The sequence below is a fragment of the Parenemella sanctibonifatiensis genome (assembly GCF_002250565.1).
GTDB classification, from domain to species: domain Bacteria; phylum Actinomycetota; class Actinomycetes; order Propionibacteriales; family Propionibacteriaceae; genus Parenemella; species Parenemella sanctibonifatiensis.
In genome coordinates this window covers 744364-764017 of the sequence record NZ_NMVJ01000006.1, presented here as the reverse complement: position 1 = coordinate 764017, position 19654 = coordinate 744364, and the positions used below count along the sequence as shown (strand labels likewise).

The following is a 19654-nucleotide window of genomic DNA, read 5'->3' as shown; positions in this document are numbered from 1 at the left end:
GCTCCTCGTTGAATCAATTGGGTTGGTTGGAGGTCCCGGCCGGGCTCTGACCGGGGGCCACGATGGGGGTGGTCAGGGACCCGAGTCCCTGGACCTCGGCGACGATGGTGTCGCCGGGCTTGAGGAACCGGCCGGTGGTGGCACCGACGCCGGAAGGGGTGCCGGTGAGGATGACATCACCGGGGTTGAGGGTCATCAGCCGCGAGCTGAACGACACGAGTTCGGCGACGGTGTGCACCATGTCGGTGGAGCTGCCGCGCTGCATCACCTCACCGTTGACGGTGAGGGAGAGATCGAGGCGCTGCGGATCCGCAACCTCATCGGCGGTGACCAGGTAGGGACCCAACGGCGCCGAACCGTCGAGCCACTTGCCCTCCAGCCAGTCGAAGAATCCGGTCATCGCCTCGCCATCGCGTTCGACGCCCAGATCGAGGCTGCGGGCGGTGATGTCGTTGGAGGTGGCATACCCGAAGACATGGTCCAGGGCCTGCTCCACCGACACGCCCTTGGCCCGACGCCCGATCACCACGGCAATCTCGACCTCCCAGTCGAGCTGCTGGGTGATCGGGTTGAGCTCCACCGGGGCGTCGGGCCCGGTGACGGTGGTGTCGGGCTTGAGGAAGAGACGCGGGGTCGCGGTTGTCTGGTCCCGTGCCTGTTTACCGGCCTCCTTGACGTGCTCCTGATAATTCGCCGCCACCGCCAGCACCTTGCCGGGCCGCAGCAGCGGGGCAAGCACTCGGACGCCGGCGAGCGTACGCCGCTCGGCGCCGGCGGCCGGGGCGGTCGTCGTGCCACGCACCACCTCGCTCAGGTCGCCTTCGCCGGCGACGACGATCTCGTCGCCGTCGAGATGGCCGTGCCGGACGGTGTCACCGTCCTGGAACGTCAACCACTTCATTACTGGTCCTTCCTCACCACTGGGTTGTCACGGTTGTGCCGGATTGCGCGGATTCGACGACGGCTGCCAAGGTCTCGGCGGCTGTCGTGATGTCGAGCTGGGGACCCGGGACGCCGAACGGGACGTGCGTGGTGCTGGATGCGGTGCGGAGCTCCAACTGGGGGCGCAGCAGGTCCACCACCACCGAGCCGTGGCTACCGACCAGCCGGACGAGTGCACGCAACTGGTCGCCGCTGGCGCTGTCCGGTCCTTCGACCAGTGAGAGGTGCGCGCTGACCGCGACCCCGTGGTCGGCGCGCCCCAGGAAAGTGGTGGCGGCGCCGCCACCGGTGGTGTGCGCCTGCAATGTCACCGAGGTGGGACCGGTTGCGGCGCGCAACAGGCCGATCGTCTCGGTGCCCACGACGTCAACGGCGATACCGGTGCCAACCGCGACGATGTCGACGGCGGCGGCGCGGAGCAGCCCGATCTCTGCCGCACGGACGGCAGCGACGGCTCGGGTGAAGCCCGGATGGGTGGCCAGTGTCATGCCGATGCTCCGATCCTGATCGTGGTGCCGTGTCGCAGCGACTCCTCGGAGGCGACGGCGACGTCGACGGCGTGGATGGTGGCCGGCAGGGGCGGAACCACCTCGGCCCGGCCGCGTACGGCAGCGGCGAAGGCCTCCAACTCGCGCACGAAGGTGCGACCCGCAGCACCGTCGACACCCCAAGCGGTCAGACCGAGGTCGGTCCAGGCGAGGACCCCCTCGGCGTCCCATTCCCGGGAGATGATGCCGGTGCTGCCGACCACGGTGAGCTCGAGGTAGCTGGCGGTGCGAGGCCGTTCGCCGCGGCTGATCTCACAGACCGCCGCGGCGCCGCTGGCGAATCCGAGCTCCATCACCAGATAGTCGGCAATCGGCAAGGCCTCGCTGGTGGCGTGCTGCCCGACCGAGTGGACACTGGTGACGGGCTCGCCGACCCACCAGCTGGCCAGGTCGATCAGGTGGACGCCGTTGTGGAGTGAATGACCTCCCGACAGTTCGGGATCCAGCATCCAGGCCTGCCAGCCCGGCCAGATCCAGCCACCGTTCATGACGATCCGTACGAATCGAACCTCGCCGATCTCGCCGGCATCGATGAGCGAGGCGATCGCCTGCCCCTGGTCGCTGAACCGGTGGCTGTGCCCAACGGCCAACGTCAGGCCGCGATCATCGGCCTCCTGGGCGACGGCCCGAGCCCCCTCGCTGGTGAGCGCCAGCGGCTTCTCCATCAGCAGGTGCTTGCCGGCGACAAGGATCTGGCGACCGAGCTGCTCGTGGGTCATGTTCGGGGTGCACAGGATCACTGCCTCGACCGCATCGTCGGCGAGCAGCTCCTCGACGGTTCCGTAGCCGGTGCAGCGCTGGATGTGTGCCATCTCGGCGGCCCGGGCGGCGTCCAGATCGCACACCGCCACCAGTTCGGCGGTGGTCATCGCGCGCAAGGCGGCGATGTGGGACAGCGCGATACCGCCGACCCCCACGATGGCGACGCCGACCGGCGTCTGGTCCTGATTCACGAATGGTCCTTCCTGATGAGGCGTCCCGGACGCGCGCCGGTGGGTCGTCCTGACCCGAGGACGGCGGTGCCGTTGACGTAGACATGGTCGAGTCCGACCGAGGGTTGGGCAGGCCGACCAAAGGTGGCGGTGGAATCGAAGCGGGCGTCGTCGAGGACCACCAGATCGGCCTGCCCGCCCGGCTCGATGCCGCTGCGGAGGCCCGCCCGGGCCGCTGGACCGGTGGAGAGTCGCTGAACAGCCGCTCCGATGCCGATGCCGTGATCGCGGAGATGCCGGTAGCCGCGCGAGAAGGCACCCCAGGAGCGTGGATGGGCGGCCGATGCCCGGTGGCAGGCATCCAGCGCAGTGCCGTCGGAGGCGATGCTGATCCAGGGCATCTCCAACGCCAGGTCGACATCGCTCCACAGCCCGCTCTCGGCGGCCACATCCACATTGCCGTCGTTGGCCACCAACAGCTCGACCAACCACCGCCACGGGTTGCCATCGGCGTCGGTGAGATCCCTGCCGACCGCCTCAGGTGTCCGGGCCGCCTTCATGATGATGAGCTGGTGGGGCTGGTAGCCGGCCGCTTCGAAGAGTTCCGCGATCGCGCGGGGGCTGGTGATGCAGGCTCGCAACACCCCGTCGGTGCCGGCGACCCGGACCTCGGAGGGCAGCAACTGGATCAGCGTGGTGTGGCCGTGGACATAGGGATAGGCATCGGCCGCGATGTCCATCGACTCACGCAATCTCGCCACGTGGGCCAGGGCCTCGGTGAAACCGGAGCCGCCGCCGATGCCGCGCAAGTGGGACAGCTGCAGCCGGGGTCCATGGGCATCGACAACGTCGGCCAGTTCGTCGACCGAGCCGATCAGCTGCTCGGTGCGATAGTCGCGCAGATGTGCGGACAGCATCCCGTCATGGGCGGCGACGATCCGTGCCACTGACGCCAGCTCGTCGCGGTGGGCAGATTCGCCAGGGGGGTACATCAGACCCAGGCTGACCCCAAGTACGCCGGCGGCGAAGGCCACCTGCAGCTCACGTTCCAGGGCGGCCAACTGATCGGGGTCCAACGCGGTGACGCTGGTGCCGCTGGCCGTGAACCGGACCGACCCGTGACCGACCAGGGCCGCGACGTTGGTGGCGGTGGGGGCGTCCTCCAGCGCTTGCAACCAGCCGGCAACGTCGGACCAGGCCCAGACCAGGTCCGGGGTGACGGCGATGGTGCTGATGACCTTGGCCAGCCCGACCGGGTCGCCATTGCCCGGTGCCGGAGACATGCCGCAGTTGCCGACCACCTCGGTAGTGATGCCCTGGCTGATCCGGCTGGCGTTGTCGGGGTAGGAGAGCAGACTCAGGTCGGAATGACTGTGCACGTCCACGAACCCCGGTGCGACGACGCGCTCGGAGCAGTCGACGATCTCCGCGTCATAGCCGCCGGCGGGACGTTGCCCCGCCGGGATCACGGCAACGATCCGTTCCCCGGTGACCAGGACGTCACCGAGGAAGGGATCACCGCCGCGACCATCGGCGACCAGGCCGCCGTGCAGCACCGTGGAGATCGAGGACATGTCAGGCTCGCACCGGCTCCGCGGCGGCGGTCCTGAACAGGCCCTCGCGGGCCATCTCGCCCAGCACCTGCTGGGCCTGGCTGAGGGTCTCGTCGACGTGCTGTTCGGTGTGGGCCAACGAGATGTGGTTGCGCTTGAGCGCCATCGGATACATGAACGAACCCTGATCGATCATGCGGCGGTGAAAGGTGAGCTGGGCCTCGTCATTGTTGCGCAACAGGTCCCGGTAGCCCTTCACCTCACCTTCCAGGAAGTACGCCACGAAGACCGATCCGATGCCGGCCATCTGGGCGGGCACGCCGAGGTCGTCGGTGATCTCCTGCAGCCCGGAGCGCATCCGGTCACCGAGGCGGCGGACATGACCGTAGAAGTCGACCTCGGGGTCCTGGAGGGCCGTGATGGTGGCGATGGCGGCAGCCATCGAGGCGGCATTGCCATTGAAGGTGCCAGCCAACATCACGGTGCCGCCGGCTGGGGTGAAGTTCGACATCACCTCGCGGGTGCCGGCCAGACCAGCGACGGGGAATCCGTTGCCCATCGACTTGCCGAAGGTGGTGAGGTCAGGCATCACTCCGCAGAGTTCCTGGTAGCCGCCCAAGGCGTGCCGGAAGCCGGTGATCACCTCGTCAAAGATCAGCAGGCTGCCGTCCCGGCGGGTGATCTCGCGCAGCCCCTCCAGGAAGGACTGGTCGGGGATCACGGCGCCGACATTGTGGGGCACCGGCTCCAAGATCACCGCGGCGATCTGTTCGGGGTGGCTGGCGAAGAGCTCCTCGACCGAGGCGAGGTCGTTGAACTCAGCGATCAGGGTGTGGTCGACGGCGTCGTCGAGGATGCCCGACGAGTTCGGGTCCCGCTGCCAGGCTCGTTCGGCCGGCGAGATGACATTGCGGGCGATGGCGTCGTAGGAGCCGTGGAAGCAGCCCTGGAACTTCAGAATGAAGGGCCGATGGGTGGCGCCGCGCGCCAGGCGTACGGCCTGGAAGGTCGCCTCCGAACCGCTCATGGTGCTGATGGTCATCTCCGCACTCGGGATGGCGTCGACAATCAGTTGGGCTGCCTCCACCTCCAACTCGGTGGTGCCGAGGCCAACCAGGTCGATGTCGGTGATGGCCTTGCTGACAGCCGCATTGACCCGTTCGTTGGTGTGGCCGAGCAGGATCGCACCGAAGGCAGCGTGGTAGTCGATGTAGTCGTTGCCGTCCAGGTCGGTGATGGTGGCGCCGTGGGCGGACTTCCACGACCACGGCGCGGCGATGCGCCGGGTGGCGGAGTTCACCCCGCCCGGGATGATCTGTTCTGCCGTTTCAGCGAGGCGGCGTGCGGCCGATGTCACGTTGGGTGCTCCTAGTGCGGGTGTACGTGGGTGAGGATTCAGGACCGGGGATCGGTCAGTTCGAGCATGGTGAGCGCGTCGCAGTGGATGATCTGCTCGATCGTCTCCTCGGCGACGAAGGGCAGGTTGCCGGCGCGGAACTGGGCGACGTTGCGCAGGTTGTTGATGGCTTCGACCGGATCCCACAGCGGATAGTCCGAACCGAAGACCAGCTTGTCGACGGTGCGCCACTCCTGAGCGCCGACCAGGGCGAAGAATGCGTCCATCGGGCGCGACGGCACACCGGACACGTCGGCGAAGACCCGGCGGTTCTTGCGCAGCACCACATTGGCGTCGCGCTGCCAGGGGTGACCCATGTGCGCCATCACCTGGGTCAGGTCGGGGTGGCGTCGGGCGACCTCGTCGATCATCAGCGGCTGGCTCACCGCGAGCTGACCGATCGGGCTGGGGGTGGCGCCCATGTGCCACAGCGCCACCATCTGGTGCCGGACGAGCGTGGTGTAGAACTCGTCGAATTCGGGTGCCAGCGGATCGAACAGCGACAGCACTGGATAGAGCTTGACGCCCTGGAAGCCGAGCTCGATCGCCTCGTCGAGCTGGTCGCGCCAGTCGGTGTCGAGCGGGTCGATGGCGCAGAACGGGATGGCTGGGGTGGCCATCCTGGCCACGAAGTCGGCGACGTACGCATTCGGGGTGCGGACCCCTGCCCGGGATGCCGCGAGGCCGAAGACCACCGCGACGTCCACGCCGGCTGCCTGCATCACCTGGTCATAGGACTCCGGGGTGACGACGGGGTAGGGTTCGCCGCCGTAGGCGCCCTGCCAGTGATCCTCGTGTTCGTGGCCCCAGTGCTCGGGCTGGTGGCAGTGACTGTGGACATCGATGATCATGCGGTTTCCATTCGATTCGCGAGCGCCAGACGGGTTCGCAGCGGGGCCAGGGCGGCCTCGAAGTCGGGCAGTGCCACCAGCGCGGCAGCTGCCTCCCGCAGGATCGGCAGCACCCGCTCCCGCGCGGCCTCCTCCAACTCGCCGCTGGCCGCGGACACCGACAGCGCCAGGGCGGGGGCGTTCTCGGTCGGCAGCAGCACGGCCATGCAGGTGACACCGCGGTTGCGTTCCTGGTCGTCCACGCCATAGCCCGCCTCCCGGGTCCGCTCCAGTTCGGCGAGGATGCCGGCCCGGGTGGTGACGGTGCGGGGGGTCCAACTGGTGTACGGCTCGGACTCGGGCAGGTGAGCGTCGATCTCGTCGGTGGGCAGCACCGACATCAGCAACTTGCCCAGGCCGGTGCAGTAGGCGAAGTCCAAGGTGCCGCCGGTGGCGAAGCGCAGCGCCCGCTGCGGTTCGACGACGTGCAGGTGCAGCACCGAGGGACCTTCCAGCATCCCGAGATTGGCGGTGAAGCCGACTCGTTCGGCGAGCCGGGTGAGCACCTCGTTGGTGACCTCGGCCATGCTCGGCGGTCGGTAGCCCTCGGCGATCTCGTGGACCGCGTGCCCGATGGAGTGGACCGGGGGTTCGCCGGAACGGCGTACGAAGCCTTCCTCCTCCATCACCAGCAACAGCCGCACCACGGTTGACTTGGGCAGGTCCAACTCGGCGGAGATCGCCGCCAGTGGCATCGGTGCGGGGGCTTTGCCGAGCAGCCGCAAGATCGCCAGGGCGCGACTCAACCCCTGCGAGTGGTACGACGTGGCACGCTGTTCCATGTCGGGAACCTAGCAGGTTGCTTTGGGCGTGGGAAGACCTGCTGCGGCTTTTCTTCGGGTCTCCTGCCGGCCCCGACCGGGGCGTGAGGCTAGACTGCGACGGTGGTAAGAACTGGATTGCAGCAACCCCGCAAGCTGCGTGCTGACACGCTGCGAGTGATCCCGCTGGGTGGCCTTGGTGACGTCGGTCGCAACATGACCGCATTCGAGATCAACGGCAGATTGCTGTTGGTCGACTGCGGTGTTCTCTTCCCCGAGGACGACCATCCCGGTGTGGACCTGATCCTGCCGGGGTTGGACGCCATCGCGGACCGGCTCGACGACGTCGTCGGTCTGGTGTTGACGCACGGTCACGAGGACCACATCGGAGCGGTGCCCTATCTGCTGCGCCGCCGCCAAGACATCCCGGTCTACGGTTCCGAACTCACCTTGGCGCTGCTGAACAACAAGCTGCGCGAACACCGGCTGCGCAACACCCAGCTCCATGTCGTCGACGACGGCGAGCAGGTCGGGTTGGAAGAGTTCGGGCTGGAGTTCGTGGCCGTCAACCACTCCATCCCCGACGCCATGGCGGTCGCCATCAGTACCGCCGCCGGTCGGGTGCTGCACACCGGTGACTTCAAGATGGATCAGTTGCCGATGGATGGCCGCCTCACCGATCTGCGGTCGTTCGCGCGGCTGGGTGCCGAGGGCATCGACCTGTTCATGACCGACTCCACCAATGCCGAGGTGCCCGGCTTCGTCACTGCCGAGCGCGACATCGCGCCGGCGCTGGAGCGGACCTTCAACTCCAGCAGCGGCCGGATCATCGTGGCCTGCTTCTCCTCACACGTGCACCGGGTCCAGCAGGTGCTCGATGCCGCCGTGAAACACCGCCGCAAGGTCGTCTACGTCGGCCGGTCAATGGTGAAAAACATGGGCATCGCCAAGGAACTCGGCTTCCTGACGGTGCCGCCCAACACCCTCATCAGCCTGAAGGAGATTGACGACTACCCGCCCCACAAGGTCGTCATCATCTCCACCGGATCCCAGGGCGAGCCGCTGTCCGCGCTGGCGCGGATCGCCAATCGCGAGCACCCCGTGATCGAGGTTGCCGACGACGACACCGTGGTGCTGGCCTCCTCGCTGATCCCCGGCAACGAGAACGCCGTCTATCGGGTCATCAACGGACTCACCCGGCTCGGCGCCCGCGTGGTCCACAAGGGCAACGCGCTGGTGCACGTCTCGGGGCACGCCGCCGCAGGCGAATTGCTCTACTGCTACAACCTGGTGCGCCCGCGCAATGTGATGCCGGTGCACGGCGAGATCCGCCACCTCATCGCCAACGGAAATCTGGCGGCCCTCACCGGGGTGCCGGAGGAGAACATCGCCATCGTCGAGGACGGTGCCGTGGTCGACCTGGCACCGGGCCGCCCGGTCGAGGTCGTCGGCAAGATCGATGCCTCCTACATCTTCGTCGACGGCTCGTCGGTCGGAGAACTGTCCGCAGACGACCTCACCGACCGCAAGATCCTGGGCGAGGAGGGCTTCATCTCGATCGTGGCCGTGGTCAACCTCGCCACCGCATCGATCGTCGCCGGGCCTGACATCCATGCCCGCGGTTTCGTCGAGGACGACCGGGTCTTCGACGATGTGTTGCCGCAGCTTCGTCAGGTGCTCGAACAGGGCCTGGCCGAGGGAGTCACTGACCCCCACCGGCTGCAGCAGCTGCTGCGGCGCACCATCGGGCGGTGGGTCAACAAGGCCCACCAGCGCCGCCCGATGATTGTTCCGGTCGTGGTGGCGAGCTGATCGTGTCTCAGGTCTCCGGGGACACCCTGGAGTGGTTGCTGGACTCCGATCCGGCGCTGCGCTGGCAGGTCGAACGTGACCTGGTCGGCGCACCCGAGGAGCAGTGGCGGGCCACTCGAGCGCTGGTCAACGACCAGGGCTGGGGCGCCGAACTGCTGTCCCACCAGGACCCCGAGGGCACCTGGGCCGGCGGTGCGCACTTTCCGGCCGGATTTTTCGATGACCCCGCCAACCGGGATGCCGGCCAGCCGTGGACCGCGACCACGTGGTCGCTGAAGTCCCTGCAGGAGTGGGGCGTCGACCCGGCCCGACTCGGCGACACCGCCGATCGGATCGCCCAGCACTGCACCTGGGAGTATGAGGACCTGCCGTTCTGGCAGGGCGAGGTGGATGCCTGCATCAACAGCTACGTCCTCAGCGCCGCCGCCTGGCTCGGTGTCGAGGTGCCCGAGTTGGTGCAGTGGTTTGCCGACAACCGACTCGAGGACGGCGGCTGGAACTGCTTTGCGATCGAACAGGGCTCGGTGCGCTCCTCATTTGATTCGACCCTCAGCGTCGTCAAGGCGTTGCTGACCTGGGAACAGGTCACCGGTGACACCAGCCTGGGCGAAGCCCGCCACAGCGGCGAGGCGTACCTGTTGGCCCGTCGGCTGATGTTCCGACTCAGCACCGGTGAGCCGTACGCCGACACGGTCACCGACTTCATTGCGCCCAACCGGCACCAGTATCACGCGCTGGCGGCACTGGACCATTTCCGGTCAGCCTCCCGGCACGACCAGACCGCGCCCGATCCGCGTCTGACCGAGGCCGTCGACACCGTCCGCAGGATGCGCCTGGGCGCCGACTCCGAACGTCCTGGCGCTTGGCTGCAGGGCACCATGCTGCCCGGCCGGGTGTGGTTCGAGATCGACGCACCGACCGGCGAACCGTCACGATGGCTCACCCTGCAGGGCACCCGGGTCCTCGACTGGTGGGACGGCCACCACGCTGCAGTGTCGTGAGGGCGTGGTTGGGCGTCGTGACCCTGGCGGTGGGCATCTTCACCATGGTCACGATCGAAGAGTTGCCGATCGGGGTGCTCACCCTGATCGCCGAGGAGCTGAACACCAGTGAGGGCATCGTCGGTCTCGGCGTGACCCTGCCTGGTCTGCTGGCCGGAGTGATCTCCGTGCTGACCCCGCTGGCGATCGGACGGCTGGACCGCCGGCTGGCGATGGCTGCCGCCCTGGTGGTGGTGACGCTGGCGTGTGTGGTGACGATGCTGTCGGACAGCGTCGGCCTCTATCTGGTCTCGCGGATGTTGGTCGGGTTCTCGATCGGCGTCTTCTGGGCCGTGGTGGCCGTCACGGCGGTCCGGATCGTGCCCGCCCACCGGGCGGCACTGGCCACCACGGTGGTCTTCAGTGGCGCGTCGGCAGCAGTGGTGATGGGCGTACCGTTCGCCACATTCCTGGGCACCTGGCTGGGCTGGCGGATGGCTTTCGTCGTGGTCGGCGGCTTCGCGTTGCTGGTCGCGGCAGCGTTGCTCCTGCTGGTGCCCTCGGTTCCAGTACGCCAGGCGCTTCAGCTGGCCGACCTGGCGGCCACATTTCGGCAGCGTGGCGTGCAGATCGGTGTGGTGCTGACCGGGCTGCTGGTGACGGGCCACTTCGTGGCGTACACCTATGCCAGCCCGATGCTGCAGGAACTGACCGGCGTGGGACCGGAGGCGATGCCGACGCTGCTGCTGAGCTTCGGAGTGGCGGGCCTGATCGGCAACTTCGCGGTGGCGCCGCTGCTGCAACGCAATGTGCCGCTGGCGGTCGCCCTGATCGGAGGCGGGATCGCGGTGGCGCTGACGGTGATCTGGTTGTTTGTGTCCAGTCCGGCGGCTGCGTTGGCGGCGATGGCCGGCTGGGGCATCTTCGGCGGGGCGGTGTCGGTGTCGGTGCAGAACTGGGTGTTGCGCGCCGCCAAGCCCGGCACCACCGAACCGGCGACCGCCCTCAACTCGGCGATGTACAACGTGTCGATCGCGCTGGGTGCGCTGTTGGGCGGTCAACTCATCGACAGCAGTGGCATCCCGGCTCTGGTCGGGACCGCCGTCGTGATGGTGGTGCTGGCAGCGACCGTGGCGACGGTTGGCAGGCGCTACGCCCGGGCTCGCTGAGGCGCCACCAGGGGACTCGTCCGGCATCGGCAGCGCACCTGCTCGTCAGAGGGGAACGCAAGCGGCCCGCCCCCTAGTGGGACGGGCCGATTGGCGAAAGGCGTGGGGCCAGTGGTCAGCGGGTGACCTTGCCGGCCTTCAGGCAGCTGGTGCAGACGTTCATCCGCTTGGTGCCACCGTTGATGTTGGCGCGCACCGTCTGGATGTTCGGGTTCCACCGGCGGTTGGTCTTCTTCTTCGACCAGGGCTTGTTGTGACCAAAGCCCGGGCCCTTGGCGCATACGTCGCAAACAGCGGCCACGGGAGTCTCCTTGCTGGAAATCTGACAGTTCGGGTGCCCGCCGGTCCTCCGAGAAGGGGTCCGCGGCGAGGCAACCCGGACAATGTTACACACTCGCGCGCGGTCACACCAAACGTCGGAGCCCGGCCCTAGGCTGGGGCCATGGCCGGTGACCAGTGGCGTACGCAGATCTTTGCCGAGTTGAACCGGCCCGTGGTGCGTGTGGTGGGCGACAAGACCGCCAAACAACTGGAGAAGTTACGAATCTCCACCGTCGGTGAGTTGGTGCGTCACCTGCCCCGACGCTACCTGTCCGGCACCGAGACCAGTGACCTGAGCCAGCTGATTGTCGGCGAGGACGTGGCGGTGATGGCGGTGGTCGCCAAGGTCGACATCCTGGGGTACGAGCCGCGGCAACGGCTCGAACTGGTCCTCAGCGACGGCCAGGGTCAGCTGCGGGTCACCTTTTTCGGCAAGCCCTACCACATCAAGTACTGGTCGACGCTGCTCAAACCCGGCGCTCGCGGCATCTTCGCCGGCAAGGTCGGCGCCTTCCGTGACCAACCGCAGTTGAGCCATCCGGACTTCGTCATCGTCGATGAGCAGGGCAATGTCATCGGCGGCGCCGAGCGGAACATGACGATGGCCAGAATGTCGCAGACCGGCTACATCGGGATGTATCCGGCGACGGCCAAGTTGCCGACCTGGCGGGTTGCTGAGTGCATCCAACTGGCGCTGGACCAGATCAGCGGGGGCGACCCGTGGCCGGACTGGCTGATCGAACGGGCGGAGCTGATGGGCCTGCCGCAGGCGCTGCGCCAGGTGCACCAACCGACCGACCGGGCCACCGCCGAAGCGGCAGCCGAACGGATCCGTTATGACGAGGCCTTCGGCGTCCAGCTGGCGATGCAGGTACGCCGGCAACGGGCCCGCGCGACCGCTGCGGTACCGCGTACGCCGGTCGCCGACGGACTGCTCGCTGCCGTGGATGCGGCGTTGCCGTATCAACTCACCGAGGGCCAGCGCAGGGTCGGCGCTGACATCAGCAGCGACCTGCAGCAACAGGTGCCGATGCACCGGCTGCTGCAGGGCGAGGTCGGCTCGGGCAAGACCGTGGTGGCGCTGCGGGCGATGGCCCAGGTGGTCGACGCGGGTGGTCAGGCGGTGCTGCTCGCACCCACCGAAGTCCTCGCCGGACAGCACCTGCGCAGCCTCGAGGCGCTGCTGGGGGATCTGGCTGCCGGCGGCACGCTGACCGCGGCGCCGCACGCGACCCGGATCGGTTACCTCAGCGGTGCGGTGAGCGCGGCCCAGCGTCGCCAGGTCCACGACGAGATCGCCAGCGGCGAGATCGGCATCGTGGTCGGCACCCACGCGGTGCTGTCCGGGGTCGAATTCGCCGATCTCGGGCTGGTCGTGATCGACGAGCAGCACCGCTTCGGCGTCGAGCAGCGGACTGCCTTGCAGGGGAGTCAAGGTCGTCGACCCCACACCTTGGTGATGACGGCCACCCCGATTCCACGCACGATCGCGATGTCGGTCTTCGGCGACCTGGACGTGTCCTCGCTCACGGAGGTGCCGGCGGGCCGGGCTGAGGTCGCCACGCATGTCATCCCGACGCTGACCACCGACTGGCTGCCGACGGCCTGGCAGCGGATCCGGGAGGCCGCCGAGGCTGGCCGGCAGGCCTTCGTGGTGGTGCCCAGGATCGAGGGTGAGGACGGGGTCGAGGCCGTGGCTGCCGACTTGGCGGCGGGGCCGCTCGAGGGGCTGCGGCTGGAGGTGCTGCACGGCCGACTGCCGACCGAGGACAAGGACCGGATCATGCGGTCCTTTGCTGCCGGCGACACCGACTTGCTGGTGGCCACCACCGTCATCGAGGTCGGCGTCGACGTTCCCAACGCCAGCGTGATGGTGATCATGGACGCCGATCGCTTCGGGATCTCCCAGCTGCACCAGTTGCGCGGCCGGATCGGACGTGGCCAACATCCCGGTCTGTGTCTGTTGGTGACCGGGGTGGAGGGGGACACCTTGGCCGCCCAACGGCTGGCGCAGGTGGCCAGTCTCCACGACGGTTTCGCGTTGGCGGATGTGGACCTGCAGTTCCGCCGGGAGGGCGACGTGTTGGGGTCGGCACAGTCCGGTCGTAGTGCCGGGCTGCGGCTGGTGAGTCCGCTGGTGGACGTCGACCTGATCCTGCGGGCTCGCGACGATGCGGTCGAGGCGCTGCGCGCCGATCCTGATCTGACCACCGACGGTTTTGCCGATGCGGTCGCGCAGGTGGAGAAGATCGCCGGCGACGAATGGTGGAACGAGTGAACAGGGGACCAGCATGAAGCGGGGCACGACGTGACGCGCATCATCGCCGGCAGCCACGGCGGCCGCCGGCTGCGGACACCTGCCGGCGACAAGACCCGGCCGACCACCGACCGGGCCCGCGAAGCGGTCTTCTCGGCACTGACGGCGTGGGCCGGCGAGCTGACTGGAGTCGGGTTGCTGGACCTGTACGCCGGCAGTGGCGCGATCGCCCTGGAAGCCGCCAGCCGCGGCTGTGCGCCGGTGCTCGCCGTCGAACAGGACCGACGCACCGCCGACCTGATCCGCGCCAATGCCGGTGACCTGGACCTGCCGGTCCAGGTGCGCACCGGGGACGCCGCGGCTGCGATGGCCGAGCCAGCGCCCCGGGCGTACGACATCCTGTGGCTGGACCCGCCCTATGAGCTCGCCACCGAGCGGGCGGTGGAGGTGATCAGGTCGGCCTGGCAGCAGGGCTGGCTGGTCGCCGACGGCATCATCGCCCTGGAGCGGGATCGCCGCAGCGACGCGCCGCAGTGGCCCGCCGAGGTTCCGGTCGGGGAGCAGTGGTCCAAGCGCTACGGTGAGACCGAGATTCACTACGCCATGTTGGACAAAGACATGTTGGACAAAGACATGTTGGACAAAGACACGCTGGAGAAGGGGACGAAGTGATGCCTGCCGTGACAGCTGTGTTTCCCGGATCCTTCAATCCGTTCACCTTGGGCCACGACGACATCGTGCGCCGGGCCACCGCCCTGTTTGACAGGGTCGTGATCGCGGTCGGCACCAATTCCAGCAAGGCCGGCGTGCCGCCGGTCGAGGAACGAGTCGCGGCGGTGCAGGAGGCGACCGCCGACCTGGCAGCTGTCGAGGTCCGCCCGCTGACCGGCTTGTTGGTCGACCTGTGCGCCGAGGTCGGTGCCAAGGCGATCGTCAAGGGCGTACGCAACGGTGCCGACGTCGACTACGAGTTCGGCATGGCACAGATGAATGCCCACATCGCCGACGTGGAGACGGTGCTGTTGCCCACCGCGCCACAATGGGCGTTCGTCTCCTCGACGCTGGTGCGAGAGGTCCACCGATTCGGTGGTGACGTCAGGGACCTCGTGCCAGCCGCCATCCTGAAACGCCTGACCACACCATCGGGAGGGACCCATGAGCACTGAGACTCATCTGCGCGGACTGCGTGACCTGATCGCCAACGCCAAGGGCGTTCCGATGTCGACCAGCTGCATGATCGGCCGCTCCGAGGCGCTGTCCATGGTGGACGCTGCCTTGGCGGACCTGCCGCAGGACTTGGAACGCGCCCAGACCATCATCGGCTCGGGTGAGGCCGAGGTGGAGCGGGGCCGGGAGCAGGCCGAACAGATCATTGCGGAGGCGCGCCAGCAGGCCGAGCAGTTGGTGTCGGAGACCGAGATCATGCAGGCGGCCCGCGCCCAGGCCGAGGAGCTGGGCCGGACGGCCCGTCAGGAGGCTGATGGCTTCCAGCAGGAGGCGGACACCTTCGTGGACCAGCGCATGGCAGGTCTGGAGGCCGACCTGCAGCGCACCCTGAGCCAGATCGGCCAGATCCGGTCCCAGCTGTCGCAGCGGGCCGGGTTGGACGAGGACCGGGTTGAGCCGATTCCTGGTTGGCGTAGCGATGAGGAGGACAGCGATGAAGATTGATCGCCGCAGCGAGCTGGTGCTCGACATCCACGAACTGCGCCGCGAGGCCGGCGCCACCAAGGAGATCCAGGAGACCGTCGCGGCGCCTGCCGAGATCGGATCGCCGATCATCGGCGTACCCGAGGGGGCGCCGATCGCGCTGGACGTCACCCTCCAGTCCGTCGGCGAGGGAGTGCTGGTCACCGGTGACGCGTCGATGCCGTTGACCGGGGAGTGTTCCCGGTGCCTCACGGCCGTCTCCGACACCATCGAGGTGGACCTGCAGGAGCTCTACGTCTACGAAGAATCCGAGGCCAGCGAGGAGGAGGCCGACCGGGTGATCGACGACTGCATCGATCTGGAACCGCTGATCCGGGACCTGGTGGTGCTGGATCTGCCGTTCATCCCGCTGTGCCGACCCGACTGTGCGGGGCTGTGCCCCGAGTGCGGCGTCAACCTCAACGAGCATCCCGACCACGCCCACGAGGCGCCGATCGACGCCCGCTGGGCCCAGCTCGCGGGCTGGCAGGGCGAATCGGACGTTGAGCACGAGTCGGACGCTGGGCAGGACTCGGAGACCGACCAGGGGCAGGGACCGGAGGCGGGCCGCTGATGACCGAATCGGTGGCGCAGGGCCCCGAGGATGGCTTGGATGCCCTGCTCCACGAGGTGGGCATCGACCTGAGTGGACCGGAGCGGGACCTGGCCTTTGTGCACCGCTCCTATGCGTACGAGAACGGCCAGATCCCCACCAATGAGCGGCTGGAGTTCCTGGGCGACGCGGTCCTGGAGATCCACGTGACCGACTACCTCTATCGCAGCCAACCCGACTTGCCCGAGGGGCGGCTCGCCAAGGTCCGCTCGGCCGTGGTCAACACCCACAGCCTGGCCGATGTGGCCCGCCGGCACGGGCTGGGCCACCACATCCTGTTGGGGCGCGGCGAGGTCACCACCGGGGGAGCGGACAAATCCTCAATCCTGGCCGACACCACCGAGGCGCTGATCGGCGCCATCCACATCGGCGTCGGGGAGCAGGCAGCAGCGGACTTCGTACGCCATGTGTTCGCCCCTCTGGTCGACCAGGCGGTGTCGCTGGGGGCAGGTCTGGACTGGAAGACCGCGTTGCAGGAGTTGGCCAGCGCCAATGGGGACCTGCCCACGTACGAGGTCGAGCAGTCCGGTCCCGAACACCAACGCAGCTTCACCGCCTGGGTCAGCGCGGCCGGCGCCCGGTTCGGGCCGGGGACTGGCACCACCAAGCGGCAGGCCGAACAGCATGCCGCCGAGGTGGCGGTGCGGAGTCTGCAGGGCACCGGCGTAGCCGCATCCAGATGAGCAGCCCAGATGCCTGAGCTGCCCGAGGTCGAGGTGGTCCGCAGCGGCCTGGCCGCGGTGCTGCCAGAGCGCACCATCAGCGCGGTCGAGGTGCTGCACCCCCGCCCGGTACGCCGCCACCTCGGCGGCCCCGAGGACTTCGCCGCCCGACTGATCGGCCGGACCTTCACCGAACCGCGCCGCCGCGGCAAGTATCTGTGGCTGCCGCTGGATGACGGTGACGCCGTGCTCGCGCACCTGGGGATGAGTGGCCAGTTCCGCATCGATGCCCCCGGAACCGAGGACCAGCGGCACCTGCGGGTCAGGTTCCGCTTCACCGACGGTGGCGACGAACTGCGCTTCGTGGACCAGCGCATGTTCGGGGGTCTGCAGTTGTCGCCTGGGGGAGCGCAGCTGCCGCCCGAGATCAGTCACATCGCGCCCGATCCCTTCGAGGACGCCTTCGATGTGGCCAATGTCGCCCGTCGACTGCGACGTCGTCGCGGTGAGGTCAAGCGGGCGCTGCTGGACCAGGCACTCGTGTCCGGCATCGGCAACATCTACGCCGACGAGACGCTGTGGCGGGTACGGGTGCATCCCGAGCGTCTCTGTGACCGGCTCCGGCAGCAGACCGCGGTGGCGTTGCTGGAGGCGGCCGCCACGGTGATGGCCGAGGCGCTGGCCCAGGGCGGTACGTCCTTCGATGAGCTCTACACCCACGTCAACGGCGAGTCGGGCTACTTCGAGCGCAGCCTGCAGGCGTACGGCCAGGAAGGCCTGCCGTGTCCCCGCTGCGGGTCGACGATCGTACGCCAGAAGTGGACGAACCGGTCCAGCCACTTCTGCCCGCGGTGCCAACGTCGGTCGAGCTGAGTTGATCTTCTCCCACGCCGACGGCGTGCGTGCCGGCGCGGGCGTTGCGTACGCCCGCCGCTGCAGCCCGCTGAGCTAGCGTGTTGCCTGTACACGAGCAGGTGGGTGTACAGGTGCACAGCGCGGTGAGGAGCCACATGACCAGCAGACCCAATGTCGTCCTGATCGTCTCGGACGACCATGGGTACGGGGACCGCAGCGCCGTCAGCGCGGACCCCGGCGTACGCACCCCACACCTGGATGCGTTGGCTGCCGACGGCGTGAGCTTCACCCGCGGTTACGTCACCGCCCCGATCTGCTCGCCGTCGCGGGCCGGTCTGATCTCGGGTCGCTACCAGCAGCGCTGGGGGGCCGGCTGGTTCGACACATCCGCTTTCCCGCCGCCGGAGGTGCCCAGCATGGCCGAAGTGATGCGCTCGGCCGGCTATCGCTGCGGCTACTTCGGCAAGGTCCACTACGGCCCCGACGAGCCCGGCAGCCGCGCCTGCCCCGACCAACACGGGTTCGGCACCACGCTGTACGGGCTGGCCGCCGAGTCGATGGGGCGGCTCCATTACCTGTACCACTCGCAGGCGACCATGGAGGCGTACGGGGACCAGCACCGGGTGCACGGCGTCGCGCCGCTGTGGACCGAGAACGGTCAGCAGGACGTCGAGGAACACCTCACCGTCGCCCTCACCGACCGCGCCATCGACTTCATCGACGAGGACGACGACGCCCCGTGGTTGTGCATGGTTGCCTACAACGCGGTGCACAACTTCGCGTGGCAGTTGCCCGACGACGAGCTCGACGCTCGCGGCCTCCCGAAGCATCCCGACTATGACGGCGCCAACGACTACCTCGACTGGTACGACGGCGCCATCAGCCCAGGGCTGGATCACGGTCGGGCGTTCTATCTGGCCCAGCTCGAGATCATGGACACCCAGATCGGACGGATCCGACAGGCATTGGCGGCCAGCGGGCAGGACCGTGACACGGTGATCATCTACCTCACCGACAACGGCGGTTCCACCTGCAACTTCGGGGACAATGCGCCGCTGCGAGGCACCAAGTATTCGCTCTACGAGGGTGGCGTACGCGTGCCCTTCATGGTCCATCATCCCGACGGGCCCGCAGGAATCAGCACCGATGCGCTGGTCTCCAGCCTCGACCTGGTCCCGACCCTGGCGGCGCTGGCAGGGATCGAGGACCCGGACGCGTGGGACGGTCAGGACCTGACGCCGGTGCTGTCCGCCGAGGCCGACGCCGCTGGACACGACCGGCTCCACTTCGACACCGAATTCCAGTGGGCAGTGGTGGAACCGGACTGGAAGCTGCACTGGGTCGATCCGGACGCCAAGCAACTGGCCGCCATCGAATCCGTCGAGCACACCCAACTGGGGCGAGGGCTGCGGCTGATCGATCTGGCCAACGACCCGGGTGAGACCACCGACGTCTCCACAACCCACCCCGACCAGGTCGCTCGGCTGCTCCGCGAACGGCAGGCCTGGTGTGAACTGGTGGGCCGTGATCCGCGGATCGCCGCGTCAGGAATTTCGGCGACACCCGGTTCTGAGGCTAATCTGAGGCAACTGTGACCAAACTCGCCCATCTGCTCTTCGTCCGGCACCGCCACAACTGGCTGCTGTTCATCCGGTTCGGCCTCGTCGGCGCCTCGGGCTTCTTGGTCAACCTGCTGGTGTTCATCGGCCTGACCCGGCTGATCCGCTCCTTCGGGATCAACGAGCACGACGTCTTCATCCCGCTTTTCGGCACCGACTTCAGCATCCGTTACTTGCTGGTGATGTCGACGATCTCCTTCCTGGTCGCGAATCTGTGGAACTTCCAGCTCAACCGGACCTGGACCTTCAAGAGTTCCAAGCACCGGGCCTGGTGGAAGGAATATCTGCCCTTCGTCGCGGTTGGCGCAATCGCCCAGTTCATCGGCCTCGGCATCTTGGTGTTGCTGACCAACCCGACATCGCCGCTGAACCTGCCCGACGACATCTTCGACAATTCCTCGGGCTTCCGGACCAAGGCCTACTGGGCCCAGATGATCATGATCTTGATCACCACCCCGCTGAACTTCATCATCAACAAACTGTGGACCTTCTCCGCCGTACGCGGCGGCAAGCAGGAAGCGCCGATGGTCGGGGCCGTGGTCGCCCCCGAGGTGATTGATGACGACGAGGCACACTTGGGCGAACCCGCACCGGAGCAGGACGAGTCTGACTCCGCCGCCGGCAGGAGCAGGTCGAGTGAGGACGGCTGAGCTGG

20 protein-coding genes are annotated in these 19654 nt (G+C 67.9%); 12 read left to right on the top strand and 8 right to left on the bottom strand.

The window, feature by feature from the left end:
- Positions 1 to 13: 13 nt before the first annotated feature.
- Genes CGZ91_RS08130 through CGZ91_RS08100 form a run of 7 tightly spaced genes read right to left on the bottom strand, consistent with a single transcriptional unit; the run spans position 14 to position 7043 of the window.
- Positions 14 to 901 carry a fumarylacetoacetate hydrolase family protein gene (locus tag CGZ91_RS08130; protein WP_094450201.1) on the bottom strand — a complete coding sequence of 296 codons (888 nt, stop codon included), beginning with the start codon at positions 899 to 901 and terminating at the stop codon, positions 14 to 16.
- 13 nt (positions 902 to 914) lie between these two features.
- Positions 915 to 1430: a hypothetical protein gene (locus CGZ91_RS08125; protein ID WP_094454027.1), complete on the bottom strand. Its 516-nt coding sequence runs from the start codon at positions 1428 to 1430 to the stop codon at positions 915 to 917.
- Positions 1427 to 2443 carry a Gfo/Idh/MocA family protein gene (locus CGZ91_RS14260; protein ID WP_179228978.1) on the bottom strand — a complete coding sequence of 339 codons (1017 nt, stop codon included), beginning with the start codon at positions 2441 to 2443 and terminating at the stop codon, positions 1427 to 1429. Before CGZ91_RS14260 ends, CGZ91_RS08125 begins: the two co-directional genes overlap by 4 nt.
- The gene (locus tag CGZ91_RS08115; RefSeq protein WP_094454025.1) at positions 2440 to 3996 is read right to left on the bottom strand and encodes an N-acyl-D-amino-acid deacylase family protein; all 1557 of its coding nucleotides are present in this window, start codon (positions 3994 to 3996) and stop codon (positions 2440 to 2442) included. The genes CGZ91_RS14260 and CGZ91_RS08115 overlap by 4 nt, the downstream gene beginning before the upstream one ends.
- 1 nt (position 3997) lies before the next feature.
- Entirely contained in the window at positions 3998 to 5332 is a 1335-nt protein-coding gene (locus CGZ91_RS08110; protein ID WP_094454023.1) for an aspartate aminotransferase family protein, read from the bottom strand.
- Positions 5333 to 5370: 38 nt separating this feature from the next.
- Positions 5371 to 6222, bottom strand: coding sequence for an amidohydrolase family protein (locus tag CGZ91_RS08105; RefSeq protein WP_094450196.1), 852 nt, complete (start codon positions 6220 to 6222; stop codon positions 5371 to 5373).
- Complete coding sequence (locus CGZ91_RS08100; protein WP_094454021.1) at positions 6219 to 7043, bottom strand: IclR family transcriptional regulator; 825 nt, start codon at positions 7041 to 7043, stop codon at positions 6219 to 6221. Before CGZ91_RS08100 ends, CGZ91_RS08105 begins: the two co-directional genes overlap by 4 nt.
- Positions 7044 to 7145: 102 nt before the next feature.
- Between CGZ91_RS08100 and CGZ91_RS08095 the strand changes: the two genes are divergently transcribed.
- From CGZ91_RS08095 to CGZ91_RS08085, 3 genes are read left to right on the top strand one after another with little or no spacing between them, the layout of a single operon-like run.
- Positions 7146 to 8834 (top strand): ribonuclease J, encoded by a 1689-nt coding sequence (locus CGZ91_RS08095; protein ID WP_229116505.1) that lies wholly within the window; start codon positions 7146 to 7148, stop codon positions 8832 to 8834.
- 2 nt (positions 8835 to 8836) lie between these two features.
- A complete protein-coding gene (locus CGZ91_RS08090) occupies positions 8837 to 9835 on the top strand; it encodes a squalene cyclase (RefSeq protein ID WP_094454019.1) in 999 nt (332 codons plus the stop codon).
- A complete protein-coding gene (locus CGZ91_RS08085; RefSeq protein WP_179228977.1) occupies positions 9832 to 10983 on the top strand; it encodes an MFS transporter in 1152 nt (383 codons plus the stop codon). The genes CGZ91_RS08090 and CGZ91_RS08085 overlap by 4 nt, the downstream gene beginning before the upstream one ends.
- A gap of 115 nt (positions 10984 to 11098) precedes the next feature.
- Here the strand turns inward: CGZ91_RS08085 and rpmB are convergent, their stop codons facing one another.
- The gene (rpmB, locus tag CGZ91_RS08080) at positions 11099 to 11284 is read right to left on the bottom strand and encodes a 50S ribosomal protein L28 (protein WP_094450192.1); all 186 of its coding nucleotides are present in this window, start codon (positions 11282 to 11284) and stop codon (positions 11099 to 11101) included.
- A 141-nt stretch (positions 11285 to 11425) separates the two neighbouring features.
- Between rpmB and CGZ91_RS08075 the strand changes: the two genes are divergently transcribed.
- The 9 genes from CGZ91_RS08075 (at position 11426) to CGZ91_RS08035 (ending at position 19649) form a co-directional block, all read left to right on the top strand.
- Complete coding sequence (locus CGZ91_RS08075; RefSeq protein ID WP_094454017.1) at positions 11426 to 13582, top strand: ATP-dependent DNA helicase RecG; 2157 nt, start codon at positions 11426 to 11428, stop codon at positions 13580 to 13582.
- Between the two features lie 30 nt (positions 13583 to 13612).
- A complete protein-coding gene (gene rsmD, locus CGZ91_RS08070; protein WP_094454015.1) occupies positions 13613 to 14233 on the top strand; it encodes a 16S rRNA (guanine(966)-N(2))-methyltransferase RsmD in 621 nt (206 codons plus the stop codon).
- The gene (gene coaD, locus CGZ91_RS08065) at positions 14233 to 14727 is read left to right on the top strand and encodes a pantetheine-phosphate adenylyltransferase (protein WP_094454013.1); all 495 of its coding nucleotides are present in this window, start codon (positions 14233 to 14235) and stop codon (positions 14725 to 14727) included. Before rsmD ends, coaD begins: the two co-directional genes overlap by 1 nt.
- Positions 14717 to 15232 carry an ATP synthase subunit B family protein gene (locus CGZ91_RS08060; protein WP_094450188.1) on the top strand — a complete coding sequence of 172 codons (516 nt, stop codon included), beginning with the start codon at positions 14717 to 14719 and terminating at the stop codon, positions 15230 to 15232. Before coaD ends, CGZ91_RS08060 begins: the two co-directional genes overlap by 11 nt.
- Positions 15222 to 15824, top strand: coding sequence for a YceD family protein (locus tag CGZ91_RS08055; protein WP_229116504.1), 603 nt, complete (start codon positions 15222 to 15224; stop codon positions 15822 to 15824). Before CGZ91_RS08060 ends, CGZ91_RS08055 begins: the two co-directional genes overlap by 11 nt.
- Positions 15824 to 16546 (top strand): ribonuclease III, encoded by a 723-nt coding sequence (rnc, locus tag CGZ91_RS08050; RefSeq protein ID WP_094450186.1) that lies wholly within the window; start codon positions 15824 to 15826, stop codon positions 16544 to 16546. The genes CGZ91_RS08055 and rnc overlap by 1 nt, the downstream gene beginning before the upstream one ends.
- A gap of 9 nt (positions 16547 to 16555) precedes the next feature.
- Positions 16556 to 17398 carry a bifunctional DNA-formamidopyrimidine glycosylase/DNA-(apurinic or apyrimidinic site) lyase gene (mutM, locus tag CGZ91_RS08045; protein WP_094454009.1) on the top strand — a complete coding sequence of 281 codons (843 nt, stop codon included), beginning with the start codon at positions 16556 to 16558 and terminating at the stop codon, positions 17396 to 17398.
- A gap of 137 nt (positions 17399 to 17535) precedes the next feature.
- Positions 17536 to 18975, top strand: a complete 1440-nt coding sequence (locus CGZ91_RS08040; protein WP_094454007.1) for a sulfatase family protein — start codon at positions 17536 to 17538, stop codon at positions 18973 to 18975.
- Positions 18972 to 19649 carry a GtrA family protein gene (locus tag CGZ91_RS08035; protein WP_094454005.1) on the top strand — a complete coding sequence of 226 codons (678 nt, stop codon included), beginning with the start codon at positions 18972 to 18974 and terminating at the stop codon, positions 19647 to 19649. Before CGZ91_RS08040 ends, CGZ91_RS08035 begins: the two co-directional genes overlap by 4 nt.
- Positions 19650 to 19654 lie beyond the last annotated feature (5 nt).

What these genes read in the sequence shown, in the direction of transcription:
- CGZ91_RS08130 (WP_094450201.1), bottom strand. Translation starts at nt 901, where the DNA reads ATGAAGTGGTTGACGTTCCAGGACGGTGACACCGTCCGGCACGGCCAT.
- CGZ91_RS08125 (WP_094454027.1), bottom strand. Translation starts at nt 1,430, where the DNA reads ATGACACTGGCCACCCATCCGGGCTTCACCCGAGCCGTCGCTGCCGTC.
- CGZ91_RS08115 (WP_094454025.1), bottom strand. Translation starts at nt 3,996, where the DNA reads ATGTCCTCGATCTCCACGGTGCTGCACGGCGGCCTGGTCGCCGATGGT.
- CGZ91_RS08105 (WP_094450196.1), bottom strand. Translation starts at nt 6,222, where the DNA reads ATGATCATCGATGTCCACAGTCACTGCCACCAGCCCGAGCACTGGGGC.
- CGZ91_RS08100 (WP_094454021.1), bottom strand. Translation starts at nt 7,043, where the DNA reads ATGGAACAGCGTGCCACGTCGTACCACTCGCAGGGGTTGAGTCGCGCC.
- CGZ91_RS08075 (WP_094454017.1), top strand. Translation starts at nt 11,426, where the DNA reads ATGGCCGGTGACCAGTGGCGTACGCAGATCTTTGCCGAGTTGAACCGG.
- coaD (WP_094454013.1), top strand. Translation starts at nt 14,233, where the DNA reads ATGCCTGCCGTGACAGCTGTGTTTCCCGGATCCTTCAATCCGTTCACC.
- CGZ91_RS08060 (WP_094450188.1), top strand. Translation starts at nt 14,717, where the DNA reads ATGAGCACTGAGACTCATCTGCGCGGACTGCGTGACCTGATCGCCAAC.
- CGZ91_RS08055 (WP_229116504.1), top strand. Translation starts at nt 15,222, where the DNA reads ATGAAGATTGATCGCCGCAGCGAGCTGGTGCTCGACATCCACGAACTG.
- rnc (WP_094450186.1), top strand. Translation starts at nt 15,824, where the DNA reads ATGACCGAATCGGTGGCGCAGGGCCCCGAGGATGGCTTGGATGCCCTG.
- mutM (WP_094454009.1), top strand. Translation starts at nt 16,556, where the DNA reads ATGCCTGAGCTGCCCGAGGTCGAGGTGGTCCGCAGCGGCCTGGCCGCG.
- CGZ91_RS08040 (WP_094454007.1), top strand. Translation starts at nt 17,536, where the DNA reads ATGACCAGCAGACCCAATGTCGTCCTGATCGTCTCGGACGACCATGGG.